Source organism: Marinobacterium marisflavi (assembly GCF_982447095.1).
Genome location: NZ_OZ457898.1, coordinates 799,288 through 822,411, shown reverse-complemented (window position 1 = coordinate 822,411; position 23,124 = coordinate 799,288). Strand labels below are relative to the sequence as shown.

Genomic DNA, 23,124 nt, shown 5'->3' with positions numbered 1-23,124 from the left:
CGGTCTCACTTATGATATGGGTGTCCCTGCAGCAGCGTCCACGCACGGTAGAGCTGTTCTGCCAAGACTATACGAACCAGCGGATGAGGCAAGGTTAACGCTGACAGGGACCAGCGTTGATCCGCCACAGCAACACAACGTGGATCAAGACCGTCAGGACCGCCAACTAGCAGCGTGAGATTGTGGCCATCCATACGCCACTCTTCCGCCTGCTGCGACAGCTTCTCGGTTGACCAGTTTTTGCCGTCGACACAGAGCGCGATCACTTTGTCTCCCTTAGGGATCGCTGCCAACATCGCATCACCCTCAGAGCGAATTGCGCGCGCCATATCAGCACCCTTCCCGCGGTGACCAACCGCAAGCTCAACCAGTTCGAGCTGGAAGTCTTGCGGTAGGCGTTTGGCATACTCCTGATAGCCGCTGGTTACCCAAGCGGGCATCTTAGTGCCGACGGCGAGAAGACGAATACGCATTAGTCGTTGCGGTTCTCACTAGCAACCGACCAGAGACGTTCGATATCGTAGAAGTCTCGCGCATCCGGCATCATCACGTGGACGATAACCGAACCCACATCCACGAGTACCCATTCACCCACATCCTGCCCTTCGACCCCGATGGGCAGAATGCCCTGGGCTTTGAGTTTATCCAGAACCTCCTGAGCAACAGAAGCGACGTGGCGCTTTGATGTACCGCTCGCAACCATCATGTAGTCGGTTACCGTCGAACGGCCACGCACATCAATAGTGATCATATCTTTTGCTTTCATATCCTCCAGCGCACCCTCAATTAGGGCGATCAACTGCTGGTCTTGCTGTTCAGTCTGTTTCTGTTCTTTGGAATCCATAAAGCTCTTTTTCCTGAATGTAATCCCAGACTGAGTCTGGAATCAGATAGCGGGGGCTCGCCCCCGCCGCAATTAGTTTACGCACCTGCGTTGCCGAGACCTCGACAGGCGTCTGCTCAAATAGGCAAATTTTTCCGGCAGGACTCTGACGTAACTCCTCAAGCAGAGGTACTGAGTGCTGCTGATAGAGGCCGTGAAGTCGGTCGCTAAAATGGGGCTGATAACCGGGCCGTTTGAGCACCAGTAGATGGGCGTAATCAAGTAGCGACTGCCAGCCTTTCCAGCTCTCGAGGCTCTGAAAAGCATCCATACCGACCACCAGAATCAATGCAGTGTCAGCTCCGATCTGAGCACGCAGCTCCTGCAACGTAAAGAGGGTGTAACTCTCACGCTCCGCGTCCAATTCGATCCGGTTAATCACTAAGCGCGGCTCAGAAGCCGTCGCCCGCTCAAGCATCTGCAAGCGATCAAATGCCGGAGCATCAGTACCAGATCGATGCACAGGATCTCGCGACGGAATTAGGTCAACCTGATTGACCTCAAGCGCCTCGGTAAGCTCCAGCGCGGAGCGCAGGTGACCGTGATGCACCGGATCAAAGGTACCACCGAAGATCACCCGCGCCGGTAACTGCTCAATCAACGACGAACCTGCCCCTCACCGAAGACGATGTATTTCTGTGATGTCAGCCCCTCAAGACCAACAGGACCGCGCGCGTGAATCTTGTCGGTGGAGATACCAATCTCTGCACCCAAGCCATATTCGAACCCATCAGCGAATCGAGTCGACGCGTTCACCATCACCGAGCTTGAATCAACCTCACGCAAGAACTTGCGCGACAAGGTGTAATTTTCGGTAATGATTGCATCGGTGTGGTGGGAGCCATAGGTGTTGATATGGCTAATCGCCTCATCGATTCCGCTGACCACTTTGATCGACAGGATCGGCGCCAGGTATTCAGTCGCCCAATCTTCCTCAGTCGCCGCTTTCACACCGCCAAGAATCGCCTGAGTCTTATCACAGCCGCGCAGCTCGACACCGGCGCTATTGTAGGCCGTCGAGAGCTCTGACAGCGCCTCTTGCGCTACGGCTTCATGTACCAACAGAGTCTCCATGGTGTTACAGGTGCCGTAACGATGAGTCTTAGCGTTAATAGCGATATTTACCGCTTTAGCCATATCAGCCTCAGCATCGATGTAAACATGACAGATACCATCGAGGTGCTTGATAACCGGCACGCGTGCCTCATTGCTGATGCGCTCGATCAACCCCTTGCCACCACGCGGAACAATTACGTCTACGTACTCAGACATCGTAATCAGCGAGCCCACAGCGGCACGATCGGTAGTCTCAACAACCTGTACGCCTGCTTCCGGCAGACCTGCAGCTTTGAGCCCTGCAGTGACACAGGCTGCAATCGCCTGGTTTGACTCAATCGCTTCCGAGCCACCACGAAGAATCGTCGCGTTACCGGACTTCAGACAGAGGCTTGCCGCCTCGACCGTCACATTTGGACGCGACTCGTAAATGATGCCAATGACACCCAGAGGCACGCGCATTTTGCCGAGTTGAATACCGGACGGCATGTATCGCATATCACTGACGTCGCCGACCGGATCCGGCAGTGCCGCGACCTGACGCAGCCCTTCGATCATGCCGTCGATACGCGCAGGGGTCAGCTCCAAACGATCTAGCATTGCAGCATCTAGCCCGTTGGCTGCGCCCTTCTCTAAATCAACTGCATTGGCTTTTGCTAGCGCATCACGGCTAGTATCTATGGCCTCTGCCATAGCCAGCAGAGCGCGGTTTTTTTTCTCAGTGCTCGCTGCCGCCATAACGCGTGACGCCTGGCGTGCTTTGGCACCTAAATCCTGCATGTATTCAGCGATATTCATCCGTTCTTCACCAAGGTGGAGTTAATCGCGCCATTATAGCCTGAGCGCGCACGATAACCCACCGCCAACCCACTGAGAATGCGAATTAAGCTAAATCTAATTTCATCGAAATCATCGTAGATGATGCGCTAGGAAATTTTCTGAAAGCGTGAAATAGTTCGCGTTACTAACACTCCTAGATGGTGCTGTAACAATATGCGCTCGCCCAACCTGATTACCGCTCTAATTTTGGCCTCTCAGCTCACCCCAACGCTAGCTGCTGAGCGCCCCAAACGACCACCGCCAGCCGTGACTGCATATGAGGTCAAACAGGCAGAAATGCCACAAACCTATATCAGCACCGGAACCCTAGTTGCTAACCAGCAGGCAGAGCTTCGAACTGAGGTGAGCGGTAGAGTTTCGAAGCTACACGTAAGCGCAGGGGAGCGTCTGGTGGCAGGAACACCACTGCTGAGTATTGATTCGCGCTCAGCCCAAGCCGAAATCCAGCGCTTAGAGAGCCAACTGAGTTTGGCGCGCCAGCAACTGGAACGGCAACGCTCGCTCATGAAAAAGGCCGCTGGAGCGGCTGAGAAGGTCGATATACAGTCTGCCGAGGTTAGCGGACTAGAGGCCAACCTGCGTATCGCCCGCTTGGCGCTGGAACGCTATGAGCTGTTGGCGCCCTTTTCAGGCGTGCTGGGCAATTTCGATTGGGTAGAGGGTGGCTGGATTACCACCAACGAACCGTTCACAACCCTAGACGACACGTCAAAGTTAAAAGTGAATTTTGATATACCGGAGCGTTTCCTGCGCTTTATTGAACTCGGCAGAGAGGTGGAGCTAGAGAGCGCAGCTTGGTCTGAGCAACGTTTCATCGGGGAAATCTCATTAATCGAGGCCCGCATGAACGCACAGCGCGCAACCCTCAGCGTGCAGGCGTTAGTAGATAACAGCAATGGCCTACTCCTACCTGGGATGCGTGTGAGCGTCAGCCTGCGAGTCGATGATGGCTCGGAGAAATTGGTGGTACCGGCGCGTACACTAATCCACGAGGGAGATCGAACAACCGTTTTGCGGCTCGACTCAGAGTCCAAAGCCAAGCCAACTGTGATCCAACTAGGCCAAGAGACCAGTGAATGGGTCGAGGTCGTAGACGGGCTCACTATTGGCGACCGTATCGTTGATCGCGGTCTAGTTAAAGCGAAGCCCAATCGCCCTGTGAAAGTCTTGGGCGATGAGCCAGCAGAGAACGCACGTGGTGGCGAAAAAGCCAAGGGGCAAGGGGGTGAGTACCAAGGTGGCCAACGCCAGAGACCAAAGTCATGATTCTCAGTGAACTTTCGGTCCGCCGCCCGGTCTTTGCGGTGGTAATCAGTCTACTATTGGTTGTTTTCGGCCTGCTCGCTTGGATGAACTTGCCACTACGCGAGTATCCTGACGTATCACGCCCACAGGTAAACATATCAACGAGCTATATCGGCGCATCACCCGAGGTGGTGGAGTTACGGGTAACCACACCGATCGAAGAGCGACTCTCGGGTATCCAAGGCGTTCGCTTTATCGAATCCACTAGCGCACGCAACACCTCGCGTATCTCTATCACCTTTGAAACAACACGCAGCATCGATGATGCGGCTAACGATGTCCGTGAAGCCGTGGCTCGTGCTGCTCGCACACTGCCCGATGAGGTATCAGCACCCACAGTATCCAAGAGCGGTGCCAGGGGGGACCTGATCCTCTATATCATCGCAAGTTCAGATCGCCTGGATGGTGTGCAGCTGACCGACTATGCGCAACGCACGCTCAAAGAGCGTCTTGAGCGCGTTGATGGTGTCAGCGCCGTGCAGATTTTGGGCGCGCGGGACTACGTGCTGCGCATCGAGCTAAACATTGACCGCCTCAATGCGCTTGGCATCACGCCTCAAGAGGTCGCCAGTGCGATCAAGCGCGAAAACCTTGAGTTGCGCGGTGGCGAACTCACTGGCCCGCAGCGTACTTTGCAAATTCAGATACCACGCAGCTACAACAGCGTCGCCGAATTCCGCTCACTGGTTATCCGTCAGGCTCCAGGCCCACTGGTGCGCCTGGGTGATATCGCTGAGATCAGTACCGGTGCGCTGGACACTGACGAAATGTTCCGGGCGGACGGTGAGGAGGTCATCGCTTTAGGCATTGAGCCGATCTCGAACGCCAATCCACTTACCGTTATTGACGGCGTTAAAGTGGAAATTGAGGCGTTGCGACCCTTCCTGCCGGAAGGCACTGAGCTTCGTACTTCCTATGATGTATCCACCTTCATAAAGAGCGCTATTTCAGAGGTCTACACCACACTCGCGATTGCTGCTGGCTTGGTCATCCTGGTCATACTAATATTTCTCGGTGATATCCGGGCCACATTGATTCCAGCGGTGACTGTTCCTATATCCCTTATCGCTGCGTGTCTGGCGATTCTTGGTTTCGACTTCTCTATCAATCTGCTCACGCTGTTGGCGATGGTTTTGGCGATAGGCTTGGTTGTGGATGACACCATCGTCGTTGTCGAAAATATTCACCACCATCTAGACCAAGGCAAACCGCCCCTTCTGGCGGCGTGGGATGGAATCCGGGAGGTCGGCTTCGCGGTCGTTGCGACTACCTTAGTGCTCGTCGCCACCTTTGTTCCCATCGTTTTTCTGCCGGGCACCGTCGGGCAGTTCTTCCGCGAGTACGCAATCACTCTGACTGCAGCAGTGATCTTCTCCAGCGTCGTGGCGCTAACACTCGCACCTGCACTCTGTTCTAAGCTCCTCAAACAGCACAACTCAGCGAACCCCGAGGGCGGCGTCTCACGCCTACTTCATCCCGTAGAACGCGGTTATGGTTGGCTGCTGGGACATGCGCTACATCACCGTTGGCTGGCAATACTACTGATCGGCGCCTGTTTCTGGGGTATTTGGCAGGCATGGCAACAGATACCGAAGACCCTTATGCCGACAGAAGACCGCGGTTCAATCTTCGTACTGGTGCGCGGCCAAGAGGGTGCAAGCGCTCAAGCGATGCAGAAATCGATGCTAGAGGTCGAGCGTAAGTTAGCGCCCTGGCTCGAGAAAAATGGTGTTGAAAGCACTCTACTTCGCTCACCGGGCTGGGGGACGCAAGGGGATAACTCAGGATTTATGATTCTTGGACTCAAGCCCTGGGATCAGCGCGACACGCATGCAAGTGAGCTTGTGGGCGGGATGCGTCGGCTTTTCACCAACATACCTGACGTAAACGTTATCCCTATCCTGCGCTCAGCAATACGTGCGGGTTCGCGCACACCGGTTGAATTTGTCATTGGCGGTGCCGACTATGCTCAGCTGGAGGAGTGGGCTGCGCTCATCATGGATCGGGCCGAGGAGAATGAGGGGTTGCGTGATCTAGAGATCGACTTCGAACGCAATCAGCCGCAGATAAAAGCGGACTTCGATCGGGAGAAAGCAGCGGCGCTGGGTGTCTCAGCGCAAACACTCGGCGATACGTTGGAGTTGATGCTAGCGGGACAAGCCGTGAGCCAGTTTATGGAGCGCGGACGCCAGTATGATGTCTGGATAAAAGGGCTTGAGGAGCAACTTACCAATCCTGACGATCTCTCTCGTTTACTGATTCGATCATCTACAACCGGGGAGCTAGTGCCGCTGGCGAATCTGGTGAGCTTTCGCACCGTCGGTGAGGCCGCGCGCCTACCGCACTATAACCGCACACGCACAATTACCATCAGCGGTGGATTGGCTGAAGGTTATACACTGGGTGAGGCGATAGACTATCTCGATTCACTCGCAGCTCAACTTCTGCCGGCCGAAGCGGTGATCGACTATCAGGGGGAATCGCTCGACTACAAACGTGACAGTGGATCAATTGAACTCGTGTTTATTTTTGCCTTGGTTGTGGTATACCTCGTTTTGGCGGCGCAGTTTGAGAGTTTTATTAACCCATTGATCGTCATGCTGACCGTACCTCTGGGACTGGCTGGGGGACTCTTGGGGATCCTCTACACCGGCGACAGTTTGAACATCTACAGCCAGCTAGCCCTGATTATGCTGATTGGGTTGGTCTCCAAGAATGGCATACTGATTGTCGAATTCGCTAATCAGCTGCGTGACCGGGGCCTGGAGTTCGAACAGGCCATTATTCAGGCTTCCGAGCGTCGTCTGCGACCAATCTTAATGACAGCACTGACAACGATTCTCGGCGCTCTACCACTGATACTGGCCAGTGGTGCTGGTGCAGAGAGCCGTCAGTCAATCGGTATCGTGGTCTTTTCAGGAATCGCTGTCGCAACGTTTCTGACGCTGATTGTAACCCCGCTGACTTATAATCTGATGGCACGCCACACCCGTTCACCGCAGCAAATAAGCCGGCAACTGGATGAGCAACAGTCAGGGTTCAACGTATCGGATAAACCGTGAGTTACTAACGGGCAAAGGGTTCGCCTGTAGCGCACGGCGCTGGTATCATGGCGTCTACTTTATTGCTGTGCAGAGTTAGACCGACAGGATGTTTTCCCCACAGGCCATAAACGATCATCTGAGTGCGGGATCACGCACCCGCCCCGTTATCGCTGCAGCTGTCTCACTCTGCCTGCTAATGGCTGCTGCCCTCGGCGTACTGCTGTTTCTGGCGAAGTCTCAAGCGACAGAACAGGTTGAAGTTCAGGCGCAGCGTTTGGCCAACTCGGTTGAGACGCTTGTCACACCCCTGATGATCTCTGACGACCGCGTCAGTCTTAACTTTATAGTTAACCAGCTAGTCGACGATCCCACACTGCGCGGCATTCGTTTGACGGATCCTCAGAATCTCGCTCTGGCCGTTGCTGGCGAGCCTGCTGAATTGAAACTCACACGCGAGATTCGCCCAAATGATGAGTTTCTCGGCGAGCTAACACTCTGGATCGATCCACTACCGGCTATTAGCCTACTCAAGACCCAACTGCTCTATGTCGGAATCGCGCTACTGTTTGCTCTCGTCGTTGCTGGGCTGGTCTACCGCTACACGCCTGCAACCCCTGGTTTTGACGAGGACGAAGATGAGGCGAGCTTCGAAGAGGAGCTGGCTCCAATTTATGATAGCGAAGCTGTGGAGCAGGAGACCGACAGCGACGACTATGCATCGCAGAGTGAGGCGTCCGGTGCTGGCTTAAGCTCAGGTGACACAACCGAATCGGAAACTGACGAACACACCTATCAGACGCAACAGGCTGAGCTCAGTAGCCCTGAATCAGATGAGGAGCCTGATGCACCTGTCTCTTTTGAAGATCTAGTTTCGGAGCAAGATAAGATCGAGCCGAGTTTTAATTTGCTCGATATGAGTGACGGTATCGATGAGGGTGACGAGCCACTAGATGTCTCTGCAACACTTAAAGCACCCGAGCCGGCGAGAGTTCCCGTTGTCAAATCACAGCTACCGCAGAGTCAAGATGATGACCAGGTTGATCTAGTTGGGCTGCTAAAACCGGAACATAACGCTGAGTCCATGCCAAAATTCAAACCCTCACAAATGCAGCCGGTTAATGAGGGCGATTCTGAGGAGCCTGAGTCCGAGGAGCTGGAGATTTCAATCCCCGTACCAATGAATACGCCGCCTCGCTCGAAGAGGTTGCCGATCATCAACGAAGAGCAACTCGACCTGTACAGCCTCGAGCAGGAGCTGGACCTCATACTCTCTCCAGATAATGCGGGCTACCTCATCCTGATCGATACCACCAGCGCACACTCACCTAATCTGGACAGCGAAGAGCTCAGTCAGATCCGCCGTACCTACCGTACGTTGGCAAACTCGGTTGCACGCATCTACTACGGCAAAGTGGAGGCACTCGGTGATGACCTGCTAATCCGGTTTGAGATTCCTAAGAGCGATGACTCACACGGGGTGAACGCACTCTGTTCGGCGCTGCTGTTTAACCTGCTCTACCGCTCATACAATCAGAGCCGCTCGAAGCAGAACCTCCCATTACTGAATGTGCATATCGCTGTGGTGCGCGGTCAGCTCGATCGCTTCGGCCATATGCTTGATGAAGCGCGTTTCCTGACACGCTCAACCAAAAGCGGTGCCGTGATTAGCCATACTGCACTGAGTGAAGCGCCGGAGCTGAAATCCACTCTGCTGACACAGGCGGATGTGCGCCGTGAGGACGAGGACAAGGTCCTCATCAACAGCGTCGAACGGCGACATCAAGCACTGCTCGAGAAGCAAGCACGCTACCTGCTGGCCAAGCTAGCCGACCGCGCTAACCAGCGTAAACAAGCTGGCTCGAGTGAACAGCCCGGGCAGTAGCATGTATCACTGGTATCTGATCCAAGCCAAACCTGGGCAGGCGAAAAAGGCCCAGCAAGAGCTCGAAAACCAGGAGTTCAACACCTATCTACCCGAAATCAGTGTCGAAAAGATCGTCCGTGGTAAACGCACTGAGAAACTAGAGCCGCTCTTCCCCGGCTACCTATTTATCTATCTATCGACAGAAGAGAGCAACTGGCGCCCTATCCGCTCAACCCGCGGTGTCGCCAAAGTCGTCCGCTTCGGCGATACCCCAGCGATAGTCCCTGCTGACGCCATCGCCAACATCCGCGCCCAGCTCAAAGGGCAGAGCGCCGAGTCCGAATTCACCGCGGACACCCCTGTCAGCATAACTGACGGCCCGTTCAAAGGCCTCCAAGCAATATTCCAAGGCTACGACGGCGAACAACGCGCCTTCCTCCTACTAGAACTCCTAGGCAAATGGCAACGCCTCTCCATCGACCTCGACAAACTCGAAGCCAAACCCTCATCAACCTGTAGTCAGCTATGAACGATCTCCTGTGACTGAAGCTTGTTCCTGGAGTGGAAAGGCCTATGTTGTATTTTCGCTGTAAAGGACAGTCTGCGAAACCACCCCGCGGGCGGGGACGCTATCAAAGGTGTCTAAACCAAAAGACCCCAATAACTAAAAGCTATCAGGGCCTTATCTAAAACTAGCTAGTCCTATTCAACGGAAAGATGACTAACCCGCTGATAACCTCTCGGCAACTTATTACCCCGTCGCCCACGCTCACCACGATAGTGCTCTAGATCCGCAGCAGACATCTTCAGATACTGCTTACCGGAGTGCACCAACAACGTCTGCCCCTCCTCGATAACAATCAAGGCGACCATCAACTCCTCTCGTGTCGCCGCACGCGCAGATGGAATATTGATGATCTTATTGCCCTTACCGCGAGCGAGCACAGGCAGTTCGCTGACGGGGAACACCAGCATACGCCCTTCAGTCGTCACAGCGGCAATTAAACCCGTCTCAGCACTTTCGATACGGGCCGGCGTCACAACATTAGATCCCTTCGGCAGGGTCAGAACAGCTTTACCGTTCTTCGTCTTACTGGTCAGATCCGCAATCTTGGTTACAAAACCATAACCTGCATCCGAGGCTAGCAGCACTTGGTCGGAGTCCTTACCGGCTACCATCGCCTCGAGGCTCGTACCTTTCTGCAAACTGATGCTACCGGTGACCGGTTCGCCCTGACCACGTGCAGATGGGAGGGTGTGTGTTTCAAGCGTATAGCTGCGTCCGGTGCTATCAAACAGCAGAGTCGGCTGATTCATACGCCCAGCATGTGAGATATGATAACCATCCCCCGCCTTATAGTTCAGAGCCGTTGGATCGATATCGTGACCTTTAGCGGCACGAATCCAACCCTGCTTGGATAGGACAACAGTAACGGGATCCGATGTAAGAAGATCTTTCTCACTGAAGGCCTGAGACTCCCCGCGCTCTACCAGTGGGGAGCGACGCTCATCACCAAACTCCTCAGCGGTCTCTTCAATCTCTTGCTTGATCAGCTTACGCATCAGGCGATCAGAGCCCAGTGTCGCTTCTAGCTTTTTGCGCTCCTCGTCGAGTTCAGACTGCTCAGAGCGGATCTGGAACTCTTCAAGCTTCGCCAGGTGGCGCAGTTTAAGGTCGAGAATAGCGTCAGCCTGCACCGGTGTGAGGCCGAACCGCTCCATCATGACCGCTTTAGGCTCATCCTCGTTTCGAATAATCGCAATCACCTCATCAATATTGAGGTAGGCGATAATCAAACCATCAAGAATATGCAGGCGATCAATGACCTTCTGCAGACGATGTTCAAGGCGACGGCGAACGACTTGCGTACGCCAAGTGAGCCACTCAGTCAGAATCTGACGCAGGTCTTTGACCTGAGGACGACCATCAATACCGATCATATTGAGGTTGACGCGGTAGCTACGCTCAAGATCAGTGGTGGCAAACAGGTGGGCCATCAATTGCTCAACGTCGATACGGTTCGAGCGGGGCACGATGACGAGGCGAGTTGGATTTTCGTGATCCGACTCATCGCGTAGGTCGCTCACCATGGGCAGCTTCTTCTGCTGCATCTGGGCAGCGATCTGCTCCAAAACCTTGGCGCCCGACACCTGATATGGAAGAGCAGTGATTATCACCTCGCCATCTTCCTTAGTGTAGATAGCACGCGCTTTGACTGAACCGCGACCGGTCTCATAGATTTTGTGCAGGTCTGTAGCCGGGGTGATGATCTCCGCTTCAGTCGGAAAATCTGGTCCAGCTACGAACTGATATAGATCATTAAGCTCTGCTTTGGGGTTATCCAGCAGATGTACACAAGCACTGGCGACTTCACGCAAGTTGTGCGGCAGGATATCGGTTGCCATGCCCACAGCAATACCGGTAGAGCCGTTGAGCAGAACGTTCGGCAGACGTGCCGGCAGGACTTCAGGCTCATCTAGCGTGCCATCAAAGTTAGGAGTCCAGTTAACGGTACCCTGTCCAACCTCTTTAAGTAGCACCTCAGCATACTTCGATAAGCGTGACTCGGTATAACGCATCGCCGCGAACGATTTAGGATCATCCGGCGAGCCCCAGTTACCCTGACCATCAATCAACGGGTAGCGGTAACTGAACGACTGCGCCATAAGCACCATCGCTTCGTAACAGGCGGAGTCACCATGCGGGTGAAACTTACCGAGCACGTCACCAACGGTACGAGCCGACTTCTTGTATTTCGCCGACGCCTTAAGTCCAAGCTCAGACATAGCGTAGACAATACGACGCTGGACTGGCTTCATGCCGTCGCCAATGTGAGGCAGCGCTCGGTCCAGTATTACGTACATTGAGTAGTCGAGGTACGCCTTCTCGGTAAAGTCCCTGAGAGGGAGCTTTTCGGTACCTTCGTCGATCAAAGTCTCCACAGAGTCACATCCTTATACGGGTATTCATGGATCAATTTATAGCTGAAGTATGCCAGCTTGGGGCGCCCGATGCACCGCCATATCAGGGTTAAATTACGGGGATGGACTATAGTGTTAAAAGAGATCCAAGCACTGGAGGTGACTTATGATGAAAGCACCGCAAAACCGCTTTTTGCTCGAACTGGATAAATTACGCCGCGATGTAAACCGCGAGATCCTACAACCGCGTATCGATACCATGACAATCGAGCGCTTTCAGCCGATCATTACTGCCGTAGCTCATGCACGTGCCGACTATGTTGAAGCCTTGATAGCCTTCGGTGACGAGGCTAGCAACGAAGCCCCCAAACCTGAACGAATAGCGGAGTTAAAACAGAAACGTGAAGCTTTTGAGGAACTGGTTGCAGCGGCAAACGCACTGGAGACTGTCATCCAACGCGACTATATCGATTCGATCAGCATCAAAGGTAATTAGCCTCTGCGGGCTTCTGTTATCCGGAGGTGTCCGCGCAGATCTGTTGTCGGAGTATCAGCTCTCAGAGGCTCCGTTCTCGGGCCGAATATGGGACCTAAACACCGAAGCCTTCATAACCCCAACTGCTCTCTTCGAACAACTCGAACCCGCAAGCTGGCTTTTTCTCGGGGAAACCCACGAAAACGTCGATCACCATAGTATTCAAACCCTTTTCATCGAACAGCTCGCTGATCGTGGTCAAATGGGTACACTAGCACTAGAGATGGCAAACGTTGAACAACAACCACTACTGGATGGCGCCCAGAACGATCCAGCAGAGGTTACGCCAGAGCAACTCGAATGGCACAGAGGCTGGCCCTGGGAGTGGTATGAGGGCCCCGTAACAGCCGGTCTTAAACACGCAAAGCGGGTTGTCGCAACAGACCTAACACGTTCATCGAAGATGGCTGCTTATGCTGATGAAGATCTAGAAGTACCAGCTGACTCAGCCTACACGGATTTCATGCTTGAGCTTCTGTACGAGGGACACTGTGGTCAGATGCCTAAGTCACAGTTAACTAACATGCTCAGAGTGCAATATGCGCGCGATATCAGTATGCGCGAGGCAATGATCGCCAATACCGACGAGAGTGGCGTAAACATCCTTTTGGCAGGCACAGTTCATACCCGCTATGACATCGGTATTCCCTACTGGACCGAAGAGCTCAATATACGAACCCTTTTACTGGTAGCCGCAAACGACAACCCTGATCCAAAAGCCTATTACCCGGATAGTTACGCCGATACACCGGTAGCCGACTTCATACTATTTTCGCCGCCTACAGAGTATGAGAGTGGTTGTAACTAACGAACCCAGCCACCAGTTATCCTGAGACCCGCTTAAAACCTGGACGGTTCTACATCGCCGGGTGCATGGATGCACGATGAGGCGATGCCGTAGTGAACGGATACGATGGTGGTATACCTGGAAACGAACTGAACTAGCTTAGTTCTGGGTAACCCAACCGGCAGATGTCCTAAGACCCGCTCAAGACGTCCATGTATCGCTTCGTGATTTACATCCCTGTAAATCAAGAGTCTCAGGACACCTACCGGTTGGGTTTTATATCTCGGCGCGTAACTTCTGAAGACGAGGAGTATCGGGATAAGGGATCGCGCAGCGATCGGCAATGATGGCCATGGATGGCCGAATGCCGCGAAGCGCATGGATGCGCGAGAGCGGTGACCTACTGCAGCCTGCAAGGCTGCTATTTCAGAGTGCCAGTCAGAGTACGCTGAGGTAGAGATTCAATGTGACTCTACCTTGAACTTGTCGTGTAGCCACTGCTTGCAGTGGCTTATAAAGCAGAAAACCCCATCCACAGCGTGGATGGGGTTTTTGCTTTATTAGGTGCCTGGCAATGACCTACTCTCACATGGGGAAACCCCACACTACCATCGGCGATGACGCGTTTCACTACTGAGTTCGAGATGGGATCAGGTGGTTCCACGGCTCTATTGTTGCCAGGCAAAACTGGTTGCTAGTTTTGCGCTTTCTATGTGCTTCGCTGCTGCTCTGCACTGCTACTAGCTAATTCGGATCTTGTCTGTCTGACCCTATTAAGTCAGATCAGTGAAAAAGTCTGTTTGTCTTTCTGTTGTATTGGTTTGCTACAAGCTACAACCGTAATCAATCTTAAACCACTCAGTTGTTCATCTTGATGCGCTTCTAATCAGCACACCTCAGACAACTTTGGCGTTATATGGTCAAGCCTCACGAGCAATTAGTACTGGTTAGCTCAACGCCTCACAACGCTTACACACCCAGCCTATCAACGTCCTAGTCTTGAACGGCTCTTTAGGGACCTTAAAGGTCCAGTGAGATCTCATCTTGAAGGGGGCTTCCCGCTTAGATGCTTTCAGCGGTTATCCCGTCCGAACATAGCTACCCGGCAATGCCACTGGCGTGACAACCGGAACACCAGAGGTTCGTTCACTCCGGTCCTCTCGTACTAGGAGCAACTCTTCTCAAATCTCAAACGCCCACGGCAGATAGGGACCGAACTGTCTCACGACGTTCTAAACCCAGCTCGCGTACCACTTTAAATGGCGAACAGCCATACCCTTGGGACCGGCTTCAGCCCCAGGATGTGATGAGCCGACATCGAGGTGCCAAACACCGCCGTCGATGTGAACTCTTGGGCGGTATCAGCCTGTTATCCCCGGAGTACCTTTTATCCGTTGAGCGATGGCCCTTCCATACAGAACCACCGGATCACTAGAACCTACTTTCGTACCTGCTCCACGTGTCTGTGTCGCAGTCAAGCACCCTTATACTCTTGCGCTCATTGGCTGATTTCCGACCAGCCTGAGGGTACCTTCGTGCTCCTCCGTTACTCTTTGGGAGGAGACCGCCCCAGTCAAACTACCCACCACACACTGTCCTCGATCCCGTTCCGGGACCTGAGTTAGAACCTCAACGTTACCAGGCTGGTATTTCAAGATTGGCTCCATGAAGACTGGCGTCTCCACTTCAAAGCCTCCCAGCTATCCTACACAAGTAAGGTCAAAGTTCAGTGTGAAGCTATAGTAAAGGTTCACGGGGTCTTTCCGTCTAGCCGCGGGTACGCTGCATCTTCACAGCGAGTTCAATTTCACTGAGTCTCGGGTGGAGACAGTGTGGCCATCGTTACGCCATTCGTGCAGGTCGGAACTTACCCGACAAGGAATTTCGCTACCTTAGGACCGTTATAGTTACGGCCGCCGTTTACTTGGGCTTCGATCAAGAGCTTCGCCTAAGCTAACCCCATCAATTAACCTTCAAGCACCGGGCAGGCGTCACACCCTATACGTCCACTTTCGTGTTTGCAGAGTGCTGTGTTTTTAATAAACAGTCGCAGCCACCTGGTATCTTCGACCGGCCTCAGCTTAGGGAGCAAGTCCCATCACCAAAACCGGCGCACCTTCTCCCGAAGTTACGGTGCCATTTTGCCTAGTTCCTTCACCCGAGTTCTCTCAAGCGCCTTGGTATTCTCAACCTGACCACCTGTGTCGGTTTGGGGTACGATCCCACATAACCTGAAGCTTAGAAGATTTTCCTGGAAGCCGGGCATCAACTACTTCACTTCATATAGAAGCTCGTCATCAGATCTCAGCCTTAAGAGGAACCGGATTTACCTAGCTCCTCAGCCTACATCCTTAAACGCGGACAACCAACGCCGCGCTAGCCTAGCCTTCTCCGTCTCTCCATCGCAGTTATGCGAGGTGCAGGAATATTAACCTGCTTCCCATCGACTACGCTTTTCAGCCTCGCCTTAGGGGTCGACTCACCCTACCCCGATTAACGTTGGATAGGAACCCTTGGTCTTCCGGCGAGGGAGTTTTTCACTCCCTTTATCGTTACTTATGTCAACATTCGCACTTCTGATACCTCCACGGTGCCTTACAGCTTCCGCTTCAACGGCTTACAGAACGCTCCTCTACCATGCCCTAAGGCATCCGCAGCTTCGGTGTCTAGTTTGAGCCCCGTTATATCTTCCGCGCAGGCCGACTCGACTAGTGAGCTATTACGCTTTCTTTAAAGGGTGGCTGCTTCTAAGCCAACCTCCTAGCTGTCTGAGCCTTCCCACATCGTTTCCCACTTAACTAGAACTTTGGGACCTTAGCTGGCGGTCTGGGTTGTTTCCCTTTTCACGACGGACGTTAGCACCCGCCGTGTGTCTCCCATGATTGCACTCTTGGGTATTCGGAGTTTGCATCGGGTTGGTAAGTCGGGATGACCCCCTAGCCGAAACAGTGCTCTACCCCCCAAGGTGAGACATGAGGCGCTACCTAAATAGCTTTCGAGGAGAACCAGCTATCTCCGGGCTTGATTAGCCTTTCACTCCGATCCACAGGTCATCCGCTAACTTTTCAACGGTAGTCGGTTCGGTCCTCCAGTTGATGTTACTCAACCTTCAACCTGCCCATGGATAGATCGCCCGGTTTCGGGTCTACTCCCAGCAACTATGCGCCCTATTAAGACTCGGTTTCCCTACGCCTCCCCTACTGGTTAAGCTTGCTACTGAAAGTAAGTCGTTGACCCATTATACAAAAGGTACGCAGTCACCGAACTAAGTCGGCTCCCACTGCTTGTACGTACACGGTTTCAGGGTCTATTTCACTCCCCTCACAGGGGTTCTTTTCGCCTTTCCCTCACGGTACTGGTTCACTATCGGTCAGTCAGGAGTATTTAGCCTTGGAGGATGGTCCCCCCATATTCAGACAGGATAACACGTGTCCCGTCCTACTCGATTTCACTGTAAAAGACTTTTCATATACGGGGCTATCACCCACTATGGCCACACTTTCCAGAGTGTTCTATTAAGACTTAAACAGCTTAAGGGCTGGTCCCCGTTCGCTCGCCGCTACTAAGGGAATCTCGGTTGATTTCTTTTCCTCTGGGTACTTAGATGTTTCAGTTCCCCAGGTTCGCCTCTCTAAACCTATATATTCAGTAAAGAGATACCCGCAAGCGGGTGGGTTTCCCCATTCGGACATGTCCGGATCAAAGCTTGTTTACCAGCTCCCCGAACCTTTTCGCAGGTTACAACGTCCTTCATCGCCTCTGACTGCCAAGGCATCCACCGTGCACGCTTATTCACTTGACCATATAACCCGAAGGTGTCTGATCAACTGAATGGTTCGTAACGATTGATTACGCCGGTTGGCGCTTGTATCAAACAATACAAGACAATCTTGTGCTAACTCCCTACCCGGCTAGAGTAGGTCAATTAGCACGACTTTTTCAGATCCAAATTTTTAAAGAGCGACAAAATACTGATCTCTCAAAGAGAAGGTCAGTATCAAGTAATGCGTGTGAACGCTTGCCAGGACTCGGCTATCGTTTAAGGAGGTGATCCAGCCGCTGGTTCCCCAACGGCTACCTTGTTACGACTTCACCCCAGTCATGAACCCCACCGTGGTAACCGCCCTCCCGAAGGTTAAGCTAGCTACTTCTGGTGAAGTCCACTCCCATGGTGTGACGGGCGGTGTGTACAAGGCCCGGGAACGTATTCACCGCGACATGCTGATTCGCGATTACTAGCGATTCCGACTTCATGCAGTCGAGTTGCAGACTGCAATCCGGACTACGACCGGTTTTCTGGGATTAGCTTACTCTCGCAAGTTCGCAGCCCTCTGTACCGGCCATTGTAGCACGTGTGTAGCCCTACTCGTAAGGGCCATGATGACTTGACGTCGTCCCCACCTTCCTCCGGTTTGTCACCGGCAGTCTCCTTAGAGTTCCCACCCGAAGTGCTGGCAAATAAGGACAAGGGTTGCGCTCGTTACGGGACTTAACCCAACATTTCACAACACGAGCTGACGACAGCCATGCAGCACCTGTCTCAGAGTTCCCGAAGGCACCAATCCATCTCTGGAAAGTTCTCTGGATGTCAAGAGTAGGTAAGGTTCTTCGCGTTGCTTCGAATTAAACCACATGCTCCACCGCTTGTGCGGGCCCCCGTCAATTCATTTGAGTTTTAATCTTGCGACCGTACTCCCCAGGCGGTCAACTTATCGCGTTAGCTGCGCCACTAAGTAATCAAGTTACCCAACGGCTAGTTGACATCGTTTACGGCGTGGACTACCAGGGTATCTAATCCTGTTTGCTCCCCACGCTTTCGCACCTCAGTGTCAGTATCAATCCAGGGAGTCGCCTTCGCCACTGGTGTTCCTTCCGATCTCTACGCATTTCACCGCTACACCGGAAATTCCACTCCCCTCTATCGTACTCTAGTTCCGCAGTATCAGGTGCAGTTCCAAGGTTGAGCCCTGGGCTTTCACATCTGACTGACGAAACCACCTACGCGCGCTTTACGCCCAGTAATTCCGATTAACGCTCGGACCCTCCGTATTACCGCGGCTGCTGGCACGGAGTTAGCCGGTCCTTCTTCTGATGTTAACGTCACAGTAAGCAGGTATTAACTACTCACCTTTCCTCACATCTGAAAGTGCTTTACAACCCGAAGGCCTTCTTCACACACGCGGCATGGCTGGATCAGGGTTGCCCCCATTGTCCAATATTCCCCACTGCTGCCTCCCGTAGGAGTCTGGGCCGTGTCTCAGTCCCAGTGTGGCTGATCATCCTCTCAGACCAGCTAAAGATCGTCGCCTTGGTGAGCTCTTACCTCACCAACTAGCTAATCTTACGCAGGCTCATCTAATAGCGAAAGGTCCGAAGATCCCCTCCTTTCTCCCTTAGGACGTATGCGGTATTAGACCAAATTTCTCTGGCTTATCCCCCACTACTAGGTAGATTCCTACGCGTTACTCACCCGTCCGCCGCTCGTCAGCAGATAGCAAGCTATCCCTGTTACCGCTCGACTTGCATGTGTTAGGCCTGCCGCCAGCGTTCAATCTGAGCCATGATCAAACTCTTCAGTTAAAAGTTTTCGATTTCAAACCCGAAGGCTTTCCATCTAAATCTGCTCAAGAAAAACATTACGCTAAATGAATTCACATATAGGTTGCTTGTCTTGATTAAGCTTTGTTGCCTAATCCCAACAAGCGCCCACACGCATTACTTGATCTATTTGTTAAAGAGCGTTGCTTGTATCCGGTAGACCGCGTTGCCGCTGTCTCCCCAAGCGAGGCGCGTATAGTACCGCGCTCAGTTTTGAAGTCAATCATTATTTGCAGTATTTTTACTTTAATTCAAAACCTGCGATTGCACTCCGATAAGCCAATTCTGGTTATAAAACAACCACTTAGACTTTCTTGTCTCGACTTCTTACTGGGTTAACCCCCGAATCGAGAGCGCGAATAATACGCCAATCTCAACGAGTGTCAACACATCGATAAAAAATTCTTTTGACGCTTGCCAATAAATACTGACAACAGAAAAAAGAAACCCCGCTAACGATACTCGATCGCCAACGGGGTTTTCAGTATAGATCGAGTTTGAGATTTAGCCAGTGTAAGTCAGCGGTGCCACTTCAACCCATACGATTACAGAGGTTGCAATCACGCCAACTAGAACACAGAGGCCTACTGTGAGAATCGACGTCGAGAAGAAGAAAGCTCGATCTTCAGGAATGTGCATGATCTCTGGCACACCTGAGTAGAGCAAGTAAACCGAATAGCAGACAGCGATCAGACCAACGATCACGTTGAACCACAGAACTGGATAGAGACCTGAGAGGCCGGCAAGGAAAAGTGGAGCTGCAGTAAAGGTGGTCAACGCAACACAGGCGTTCAAGTCGGCCTTACCGCCATAGGTGCTCTCCATCCAATGGATGGTGGCAGCGATGAAAGCAACACCCACCCAAATTGCAAAATAGAAACCAACCGCAGCTGCCAGCGCACTATCGGTTGAGAGTTTAACGTACTCTCCACCGGATATGCTCCAGCCGATCTGCGTCGTTCCGATGAAGAACGAGATACATGGAATGAGCGCCAGAAGCGCAATTTGCGAGAAGAAAATGCGCTTACTTGTGTAATTCTCACTTTCGATTGCTCGCCACTCTTTACGTGGGTTGTATATCACACCCATTAGATGCTGTAGGAACATTGTTCTCTCCCCTCAACTAGCCTTGAAGTAAGTTTAGTCGACTTTTGGTTTGTTATTGTTGTTTTACGGTTTGATGAAGCTTTCCTTGCCCTCGCTCTCCAAGTCTTAGGCCATTACCCTCCAGTAGTGATCAACTAGCAGCACAACAAATAGTGCCATGATGTAATAAATGCTGTACTTGAACATACGCATGGAATCAGCCATATCCCTGATAAACATCAGTCTAGCAGCCCAGTAGAGGAAGCGCACATTCAAAACGGTCACACCAATGAGGTAGATCAATCCACTCCCACCCGTCACAAAGGGCAATAGAGTGACGACGATCATTATCAGCGTGTAAAGGAAGATCTGCAGGCGTGTGTATGCTAAACCATGGGTGTTTGGAAGCATGGGAATACCTGCACGGGCGTAGTCGTCTTTGCGCGCGATACAGAGCGCCCAGAAATGCGGTGGCGTCCACGCGAAGATGATCAGCATCAACAGCAAACCCTGTCCGCCGACGGAATCAGTGACTGCAGTCCAACCAAGCAACGGAGGCGCAGCACCAGCCACACCACCGATAACAATATTCTGTGGAGTCGCACGCTTCAGCACGGCAGTATAGATAACCGCATAACCAATCAACGCGAACAGCGTAAGCCAAGCGGTCAGCAGGTTGACCCAGATCGCCAACATACCGATTCCTAGCACACCGATTATTGCAGCGAAAGTAAGCGCAGCTTGCGGCGTCATTCGGCTCTGCGGGAATGGACGGCCAGCGGTACGCGCCATTTTGTGATCGATATTCCGATCTAAAACGTGGTTAATCGCCGCTGCTGATGAAGAGGCTAAGCCAACTCCCAAAGAGGCGATGATCAGCGTATCAAGCGGCGGAGCACCCGGCACGGCCAAACAGACACCCACAACCAGGGTAAGCACCATTACAGCAACAACGTTTAACTTACATAGACCGACGAAGTCCTTCCATGTCGGGCGAGCATTCAATGACTCATGCGGTTGCGACATTGCCATGGTAGACCTCTTTAGATTCAGTTCTGAGTTTTCCGTTTACTTTCAGTGCGCTCAATAGCACGAGTATCGCAACACCATGGTGCGCAGTAGCCAAATTCAGCGGAACCATGTAAATGACATTCATAAAGCCCAACACGATCTGTAGGCTGAGTGTTGCCGCCAAGGCCAATAGTGCCGGTCTAGCATTTGCCTGCGACCAATATTTAAAGATTACCGCCAACGATACCAGCGCCAGGAACAGCCCACCAAATCGATGGATAACCTGCACCGCAGTACGCGCCTCAATCGACATGGAGCCGCCTTCATGATTGATCGTTGGGTCCATAACCGGGTTGAGCGCCTCTGCAAAGTCATATTGCGTATCATAATCCTGATGACAGTAGACCCAGTCGCTACAAGCCCAACCCGCGTAGTTTGTGCTGGTCCAACCACCCAAGAAGAGCTGGATGAACAGCGCGAGGAACAGCAGCTTAACCAGAGGACGGGGACTCGTTTTGACTGGTTCTTTCATACGTCCCAGCGCTTGTCGCAACAACACCAACAGCGTGAGCGTTGTCAGACCGCCCATTAGGTGCGTTGTCACGACTATTGGAAGCAGCAGCATCGTAACAGTCCACATACCGAAGACTCCCTGAGCAATAACAAGTGCTAACAGGGTGTAGCTGAGTTTCACAGGGTAACCCTCCACCTTACGGTTCTTCCAAGCGATACCCGCAATGAACACAATGATTAAACCCAGAAGAGATGCGGCGTAGCGGTGGATCATCTCCAACCAGCCTTTGAACATGTCTACCTCTTCCACACCGAAATGCGGTGCCACAGCTTCGACCTTCGCCTGATCTGCTGGTAAAACTAAGGTGCCGAAACAACCCGGCCAATCCGGACATCCAAGTCCTGCATCATTCAGGCGCGTCCAGCCGCCGAGTAGGATAACTACTAGGGCAAAGATGATCGCACCATTCACTACACGTGATGCTGTCATTTAACCAATCCTCGATACTTTTAATAATTTTTTTAGATCTGCTAACAAGCCCTTTAGTTCGGCTTCTAATGAGTAACGCATAACCAGATTACCTAGGGGATCGACTATCCAAATCCCGGGCTCTAGAGACGTCTTATCCGAACCCAAGCCAACTACCTGCACACGATCAGCCTCTTTACCCAGCGCATCGTGTACGCGCCGCAGCGGCTCCAAACTCTGGTCACAGGCCGCGTCACAGGCACCCGCTTGAGTCTTGAGAATGCTCCAGCTGCCGGAGAATACTTCAGCCTCACCGCCCCACTCTTCTACAGTGAGGACAGGATCAAGGAGTTCACCTTTTGCAATCGAGCTCTGCGGGGCAAAACCGCCAAAATAGACCACGACCGCTAGTATAATCGGCAGCACAGAACTACCGAGAATCAACAGCATGGTGACTTTTCTGGAATTCAACTTTCTCTCCTTGAAATAAACATCGAAACTACAAGCCAAATAAACATAGCAATGGCTAATCCGAACCACTGGACGGCGTATCCTATGTGCCGCTCAGGCGGCATTGAGTTAAGCGCCGCTTTATGAGGAGCAATATTTTCGTCGATCTGAGAGTAAACTTTGACAAGGATCGGCTCAACAGGCAATTCAAGCATCTTCCCGAAAAGTTGTAGATCGATCGACTGAATTCGCAACGGCCAGTCAGTCCCCTCGGGCATAGTCTCAGTTAGCTGGATTAGATTCTCGGGCAATGAGAGCACGCCCTCAATCTCAAATCGCTCATCTTGACCAAGATCCAGATCCGGCAAAATCCGCCGATCAGGATTGGCCTGAACCCAACCTAGATTCGCGAGCATCCAACCCTGCCCTACCTGAACAGGCAACATAACTTCATAGCCGGCTCTACCCTCAAGGGTGCGATTGTCTAACAAGAAGTACCGCCCGTCGGTTTTAGATATCACCGATTTAATCGGCTGAAGCAACCGTCCGGCGAGTAAACGCTCCGCTTCAGAGGCATCAGATAGTTGCCGCGGTGCCGCATCGTACTCTTTTTGACGTAACTCTTTTAGGTCGGCTCTATCAAGTTGCCAAAACCCAAGCGAAACAAATACGGGAAGGAAGATCAGACCAAACACCAACTGTAAGCGATTGAAAGTTGAACGTTTGTCAGGTTTACTCTGCTCACTAACTTCGGAGTTCAC

The 23,124-nt window shown here is 52.5% G+C and carries 16 protein-coding genes and 3 rRNA genes; 6 read left to right on the top strand and 13 right to left on the bottom strand.

The annotated features are described in order from the left end of the window. Positions 1-5: 5 nt before the first annotated feature. The 4 genes from rlmH to AC1WNR_RS03950 are packed head-to-tail and all read right to left on the bottom strand — an operon-like array spanning position 6 to position 2,737. Entirely contained in the window at positions 6-473 is a 468-nt protein-coding gene (gene rlmH / locus AC1WNR_RS03965; RefSeq protein ID WP_481643241.1) for a 23S rRNA (pseudouridine(1915)-N(3))-methyltransferase RlmH, read from the bottom strand. Beyond that, positions 473-844: a ribosome silencing factor gene (gene rsfS, locus AC1WNR_RS03960; protein WP_481643240.1), complete on the bottom strand. Its 372-nt coding sequence runs from the start codon at positions 842-844 to the stop codon at positions 473-475. The genes rlmH and rsfS overlap by 1 nt, the downstream gene beginning before the upstream one ends. Next, positions 816-1,484, bottom strand: a complete 669-nt coding sequence (gene nadD, locus AC1WNR_RS03955) for a nicotinate-nucleotide adenylyltransferase (RefSeq protein WP_481643239.1) — start codon at positions 1,482-1,484, stop codon at positions 816-818. The genes rsfS and nadD overlap by 29 nt, the downstream gene beginning before the upstream one ends. After that, on the bottom strand, positions 1,481-2,737 hold the full coding sequence (locus AC1WNR_RS03950; RefSeq protein WP_481643238.1) for a glutamate-5-semialdehyde dehydrogenase: 1,257 nt from the start codon (positions 2,735-2,737) through the stop codon (positions 1,481-1,483). Before AC1WNR_RS03950 ends, nadD begins: the two co-directional genes overlap by 4 nt. 195 nt (positions 2,738-2,932) lie before the next feature. On the opposite strand from AC1WNR_RS03950, the gene AC1WNR_RS03945 reads away from it, so the two are divergent. The 4 genes from AC1WNR_RS03945 (at position 2,933) to rfaH (ending at position 9,521) form a co-directional block, all read left to right on the top strand. Continuing rightward, positions 2,933-4,045 (top strand): efflux RND transporter periplasmic adaptor subunit, encoded by a 1,113-nt coding sequence (locus AC1WNR_RS03945; RefSeq protein WP_481643237.1) that lies wholly within the window; start codon positions 2,933-2,935, stop codon positions 4,043-4,045. Further along, the gene (locus AC1WNR_RS03940; RefSeq protein WP_481643236.1) at positions 4,042-7,146 is read left to right on the top strand and encodes an efflux RND transporter permease subunit; all 3,105 of its coding nucleotides are present in this window, start codon (positions 4,042-4,044) and stop codon (positions 7,144-7,146) included. The genes AC1WNR_RS03945 and AC1WNR_RS03940 overlap by 4 nt, the downstream gene beginning before the upstream one ends. 88 nt (positions 7,147-7,234) lie before the next feature. Further along, positions 7,235-9,010: a hypothetical protein gene (locus tag AC1WNR_RS03935; protein WP_481643235.1), complete on the top strand. Its 1,776-nt coding sequence runs from the start codon at positions 7,235-7,237 to the stop codon at positions 9,008-9,010. Between the two features lies 1 nt (position 9,011). After that, entirely contained in the window at positions 9,012-9,521 is a 510-nt protein-coding gene (gene rfaH / locus AC1WNR_RS03930) for a transcription/translation regulatory transformer protein RfaH (RefSeq protein WP_481643234.1), read from the top strand. A 173-nt stretch (positions 9,522-9,694) separates the two neighbouring features. Here rfaH and parC read toward each other — a convergent pair whose 3' ends face one another. After that, entirely contained in the window at positions 9,695-11,935 is a 2,241-nt protein-coding gene (gene parC / locus AC1WNR_RS03925; RefSeq protein WP_481643233.1) for a DNA topoisomerase IV subunit A, read from the bottom strand. 145 nt (positions 11,936-12,080) lie between these two features. Between parC and AC1WNR_RS03920 the strand changes: the two genes are divergently transcribed. Beyond that, positions 12,081-12,410 carry a hypothetical protein gene (locus AC1WNR_RS03920; RefSeq protein ID WP_481643232.1) on the top strand — a complete coding sequence of 110 codons (330 nt, stop codon included), beginning with the start codon at positions 12,081-12,083 and terminating at the stop codon, positions 12,408-12,410. A gap of 43 nt (positions 12,411-12,453) precedes the next feature. After that, complete coding sequence (locus AC1WNR_RS03915) at positions 12,454-13,257, top strand: ChaN family lipoprotein (RefSeq protein WP_481643231.1); 804 nt, start codon at positions 12,454-12,456, stop codon at positions 13,255-13,257. 545 nt (positions 13,258-13,802) lie between these two features. On the opposite strand, the gene rrf is transcribed toward AC1WNR_RS03915, so the two are convergent. The 8 genes from rrf to AC1WNR_RS03875 form a co-directional block, all read right to left on the bottom strand. After that, a 5S ribosomal RNA gene (gene rrf, locus AC1WNR_RS03910) occupies positions 13,803-13,918 on the bottom strand. A 234-nt stretch (positions 13,919-14,152) separates the two neighbouring features. After that, positions 14,153-17,038: ribosomal RNA gene (locus AC1WNR_RS03905) — 23S ribosomal RNA — on the bottom strand. A 238-nt stretch (positions 17,039-17,276) separates the two neighbouring features. Further along, positions 17,277-18,816: ribosomal RNA gene (locus tag AC1WNR_RS03900) — 16S ribosomal RNA — on the bottom strand. The 16S, 23S and 5S rRNA genes sit together here, the layout of an rRNA operon. A gap of 522 nt (positions 18,817-19,338) precedes the next feature. Beyond that, positions 19,339-19,941 (bottom strand): Yip1 family protein, encoded by a 603-nt coding sequence (locus AC1WNR_RS03895; protein ID WP_481643230.1) that lies wholly within the window; start codon positions 19,939-19,941, stop codon positions 19,339-19,341. A gap of 105 nt (positions 19,942-20,046) precedes the next feature. Beyond that, positions 20,047-20,946, bottom strand: coding sequence for a heme o synthase (cyoE, locus tag AC1WNR_RS03890; RefSeq protein WP_481645358.1), 900 nt, complete (start codon positions 20,944-20,946; stop codon positions 20,047-20,049). After that, positions 20,930-21,934 (bottom strand): COX15/CtaA family protein, encoded by a 1,005-nt coding sequence (locus tag AC1WNR_RS03885; protein WP_481643229.1) that lies wholly within the window; start codon positions 21,932-21,934, stop codon positions 20,930-20,932. The genes cyoE and AC1WNR_RS03885 overlap by 17 nt, the downstream gene beginning before the upstream one ends. After that, a complete protein-coding gene (locus tag AC1WNR_RS03880) occupies positions 21,935-22,384 on the bottom strand; it encodes a hypothetical protein (protein WP_481643228.1) in 450 nt (149 codons plus the stop codon). Then, on the bottom strand, positions 22,381-23,124 hold the full coding sequence (locus AC1WNR_RS03875) for an SURF1 family protein (protein ID WP_481643227.1): 744 nt from the start codon (positions 23,122-23,124) through the stop codon (positions 22,381-22,383). Before AC1WNR_RS03875 ends, AC1WNR_RS03880 begins: the two co-directional genes overlap by 4 nt.

Bases quoted from the DNA above. Each gene is read 5' to 3' on its own strand.
- rlmH (WP_481643241.1), bottom strand. From the start codon at position 473: ATGCGTATTCGTCTTCTCGCCGTCGGCACTAAGATGCCCGCTTGGGTA.
- rsfS (WP_481643240.1), bottom strand. From the start codon at position 844: ATGGATTCCAAAGAACAGAAACAGACTGAACAGCAAGACCAGCAGTTG.
- AC1WNR_RS03950 (WP_481643238.1), bottom strand. From the start codon at position 2,737: ATGAATATCGCTGAATACATGCAGGATTTAGGTGCCAAAGCACGCCAG.
- AC1WNR_RS03945 (WP_481643237.1), top strand. From the start codon at position 2,933: ATGCGCTCGCCCAACCTGATTACCGCTCTAATTTTGGCCTCTCAGCTC.
- AC1WNR_RS03940 (WP_481643236.1), top strand. From the start codon at position 4,042: ATGATTCTCAGTGAACTTTCGGTCCGCCGCCCGGTCTTTGCGGTGGTA.
- AC1WNR_RS03935 (WP_481643235.1), top strand. From the start codon at position 7,235: ATGTTTTCCCCACAGGCCATAAACGATCATCTGAGTGCGGGATCACGC.
- rfaH (WP_481643234.1), top strand. From the start codon at position 9,012: ATGTATCACTGGTATCTGATCCAAGCCAAACCTGGGCAGGCGAAAAAG.
- AC1WNR_RS03920 (WP_481643232.1), top strand. From the start codon at position 12,081: ATGATGAAAGCACCGCAAAACCGCTTTTTGCTCGAACTGGATAAATTA.
- AC1WNR_RS03895 (WP_481643230.1), bottom strand. From the start codon at position 19,941: ATGTTCCTACAGCATCTAATGGGTGTGATATACAACCCACGTAAAGAG.
- cyoE (WP_481645358.1), bottom strand. From the start codon at position 20,946: ATGTCGCAACCGCATGAGTCATTGAATGCTCGCCCGACATGGAAGGAC.
- AC1WNR_RS03885 (WP_481643229.1), bottom strand. From the start codon at position 21,934: ATGACAGCATCACGTGTAGTGAATGGTGCGATCATCTTTGCCCTAGTA.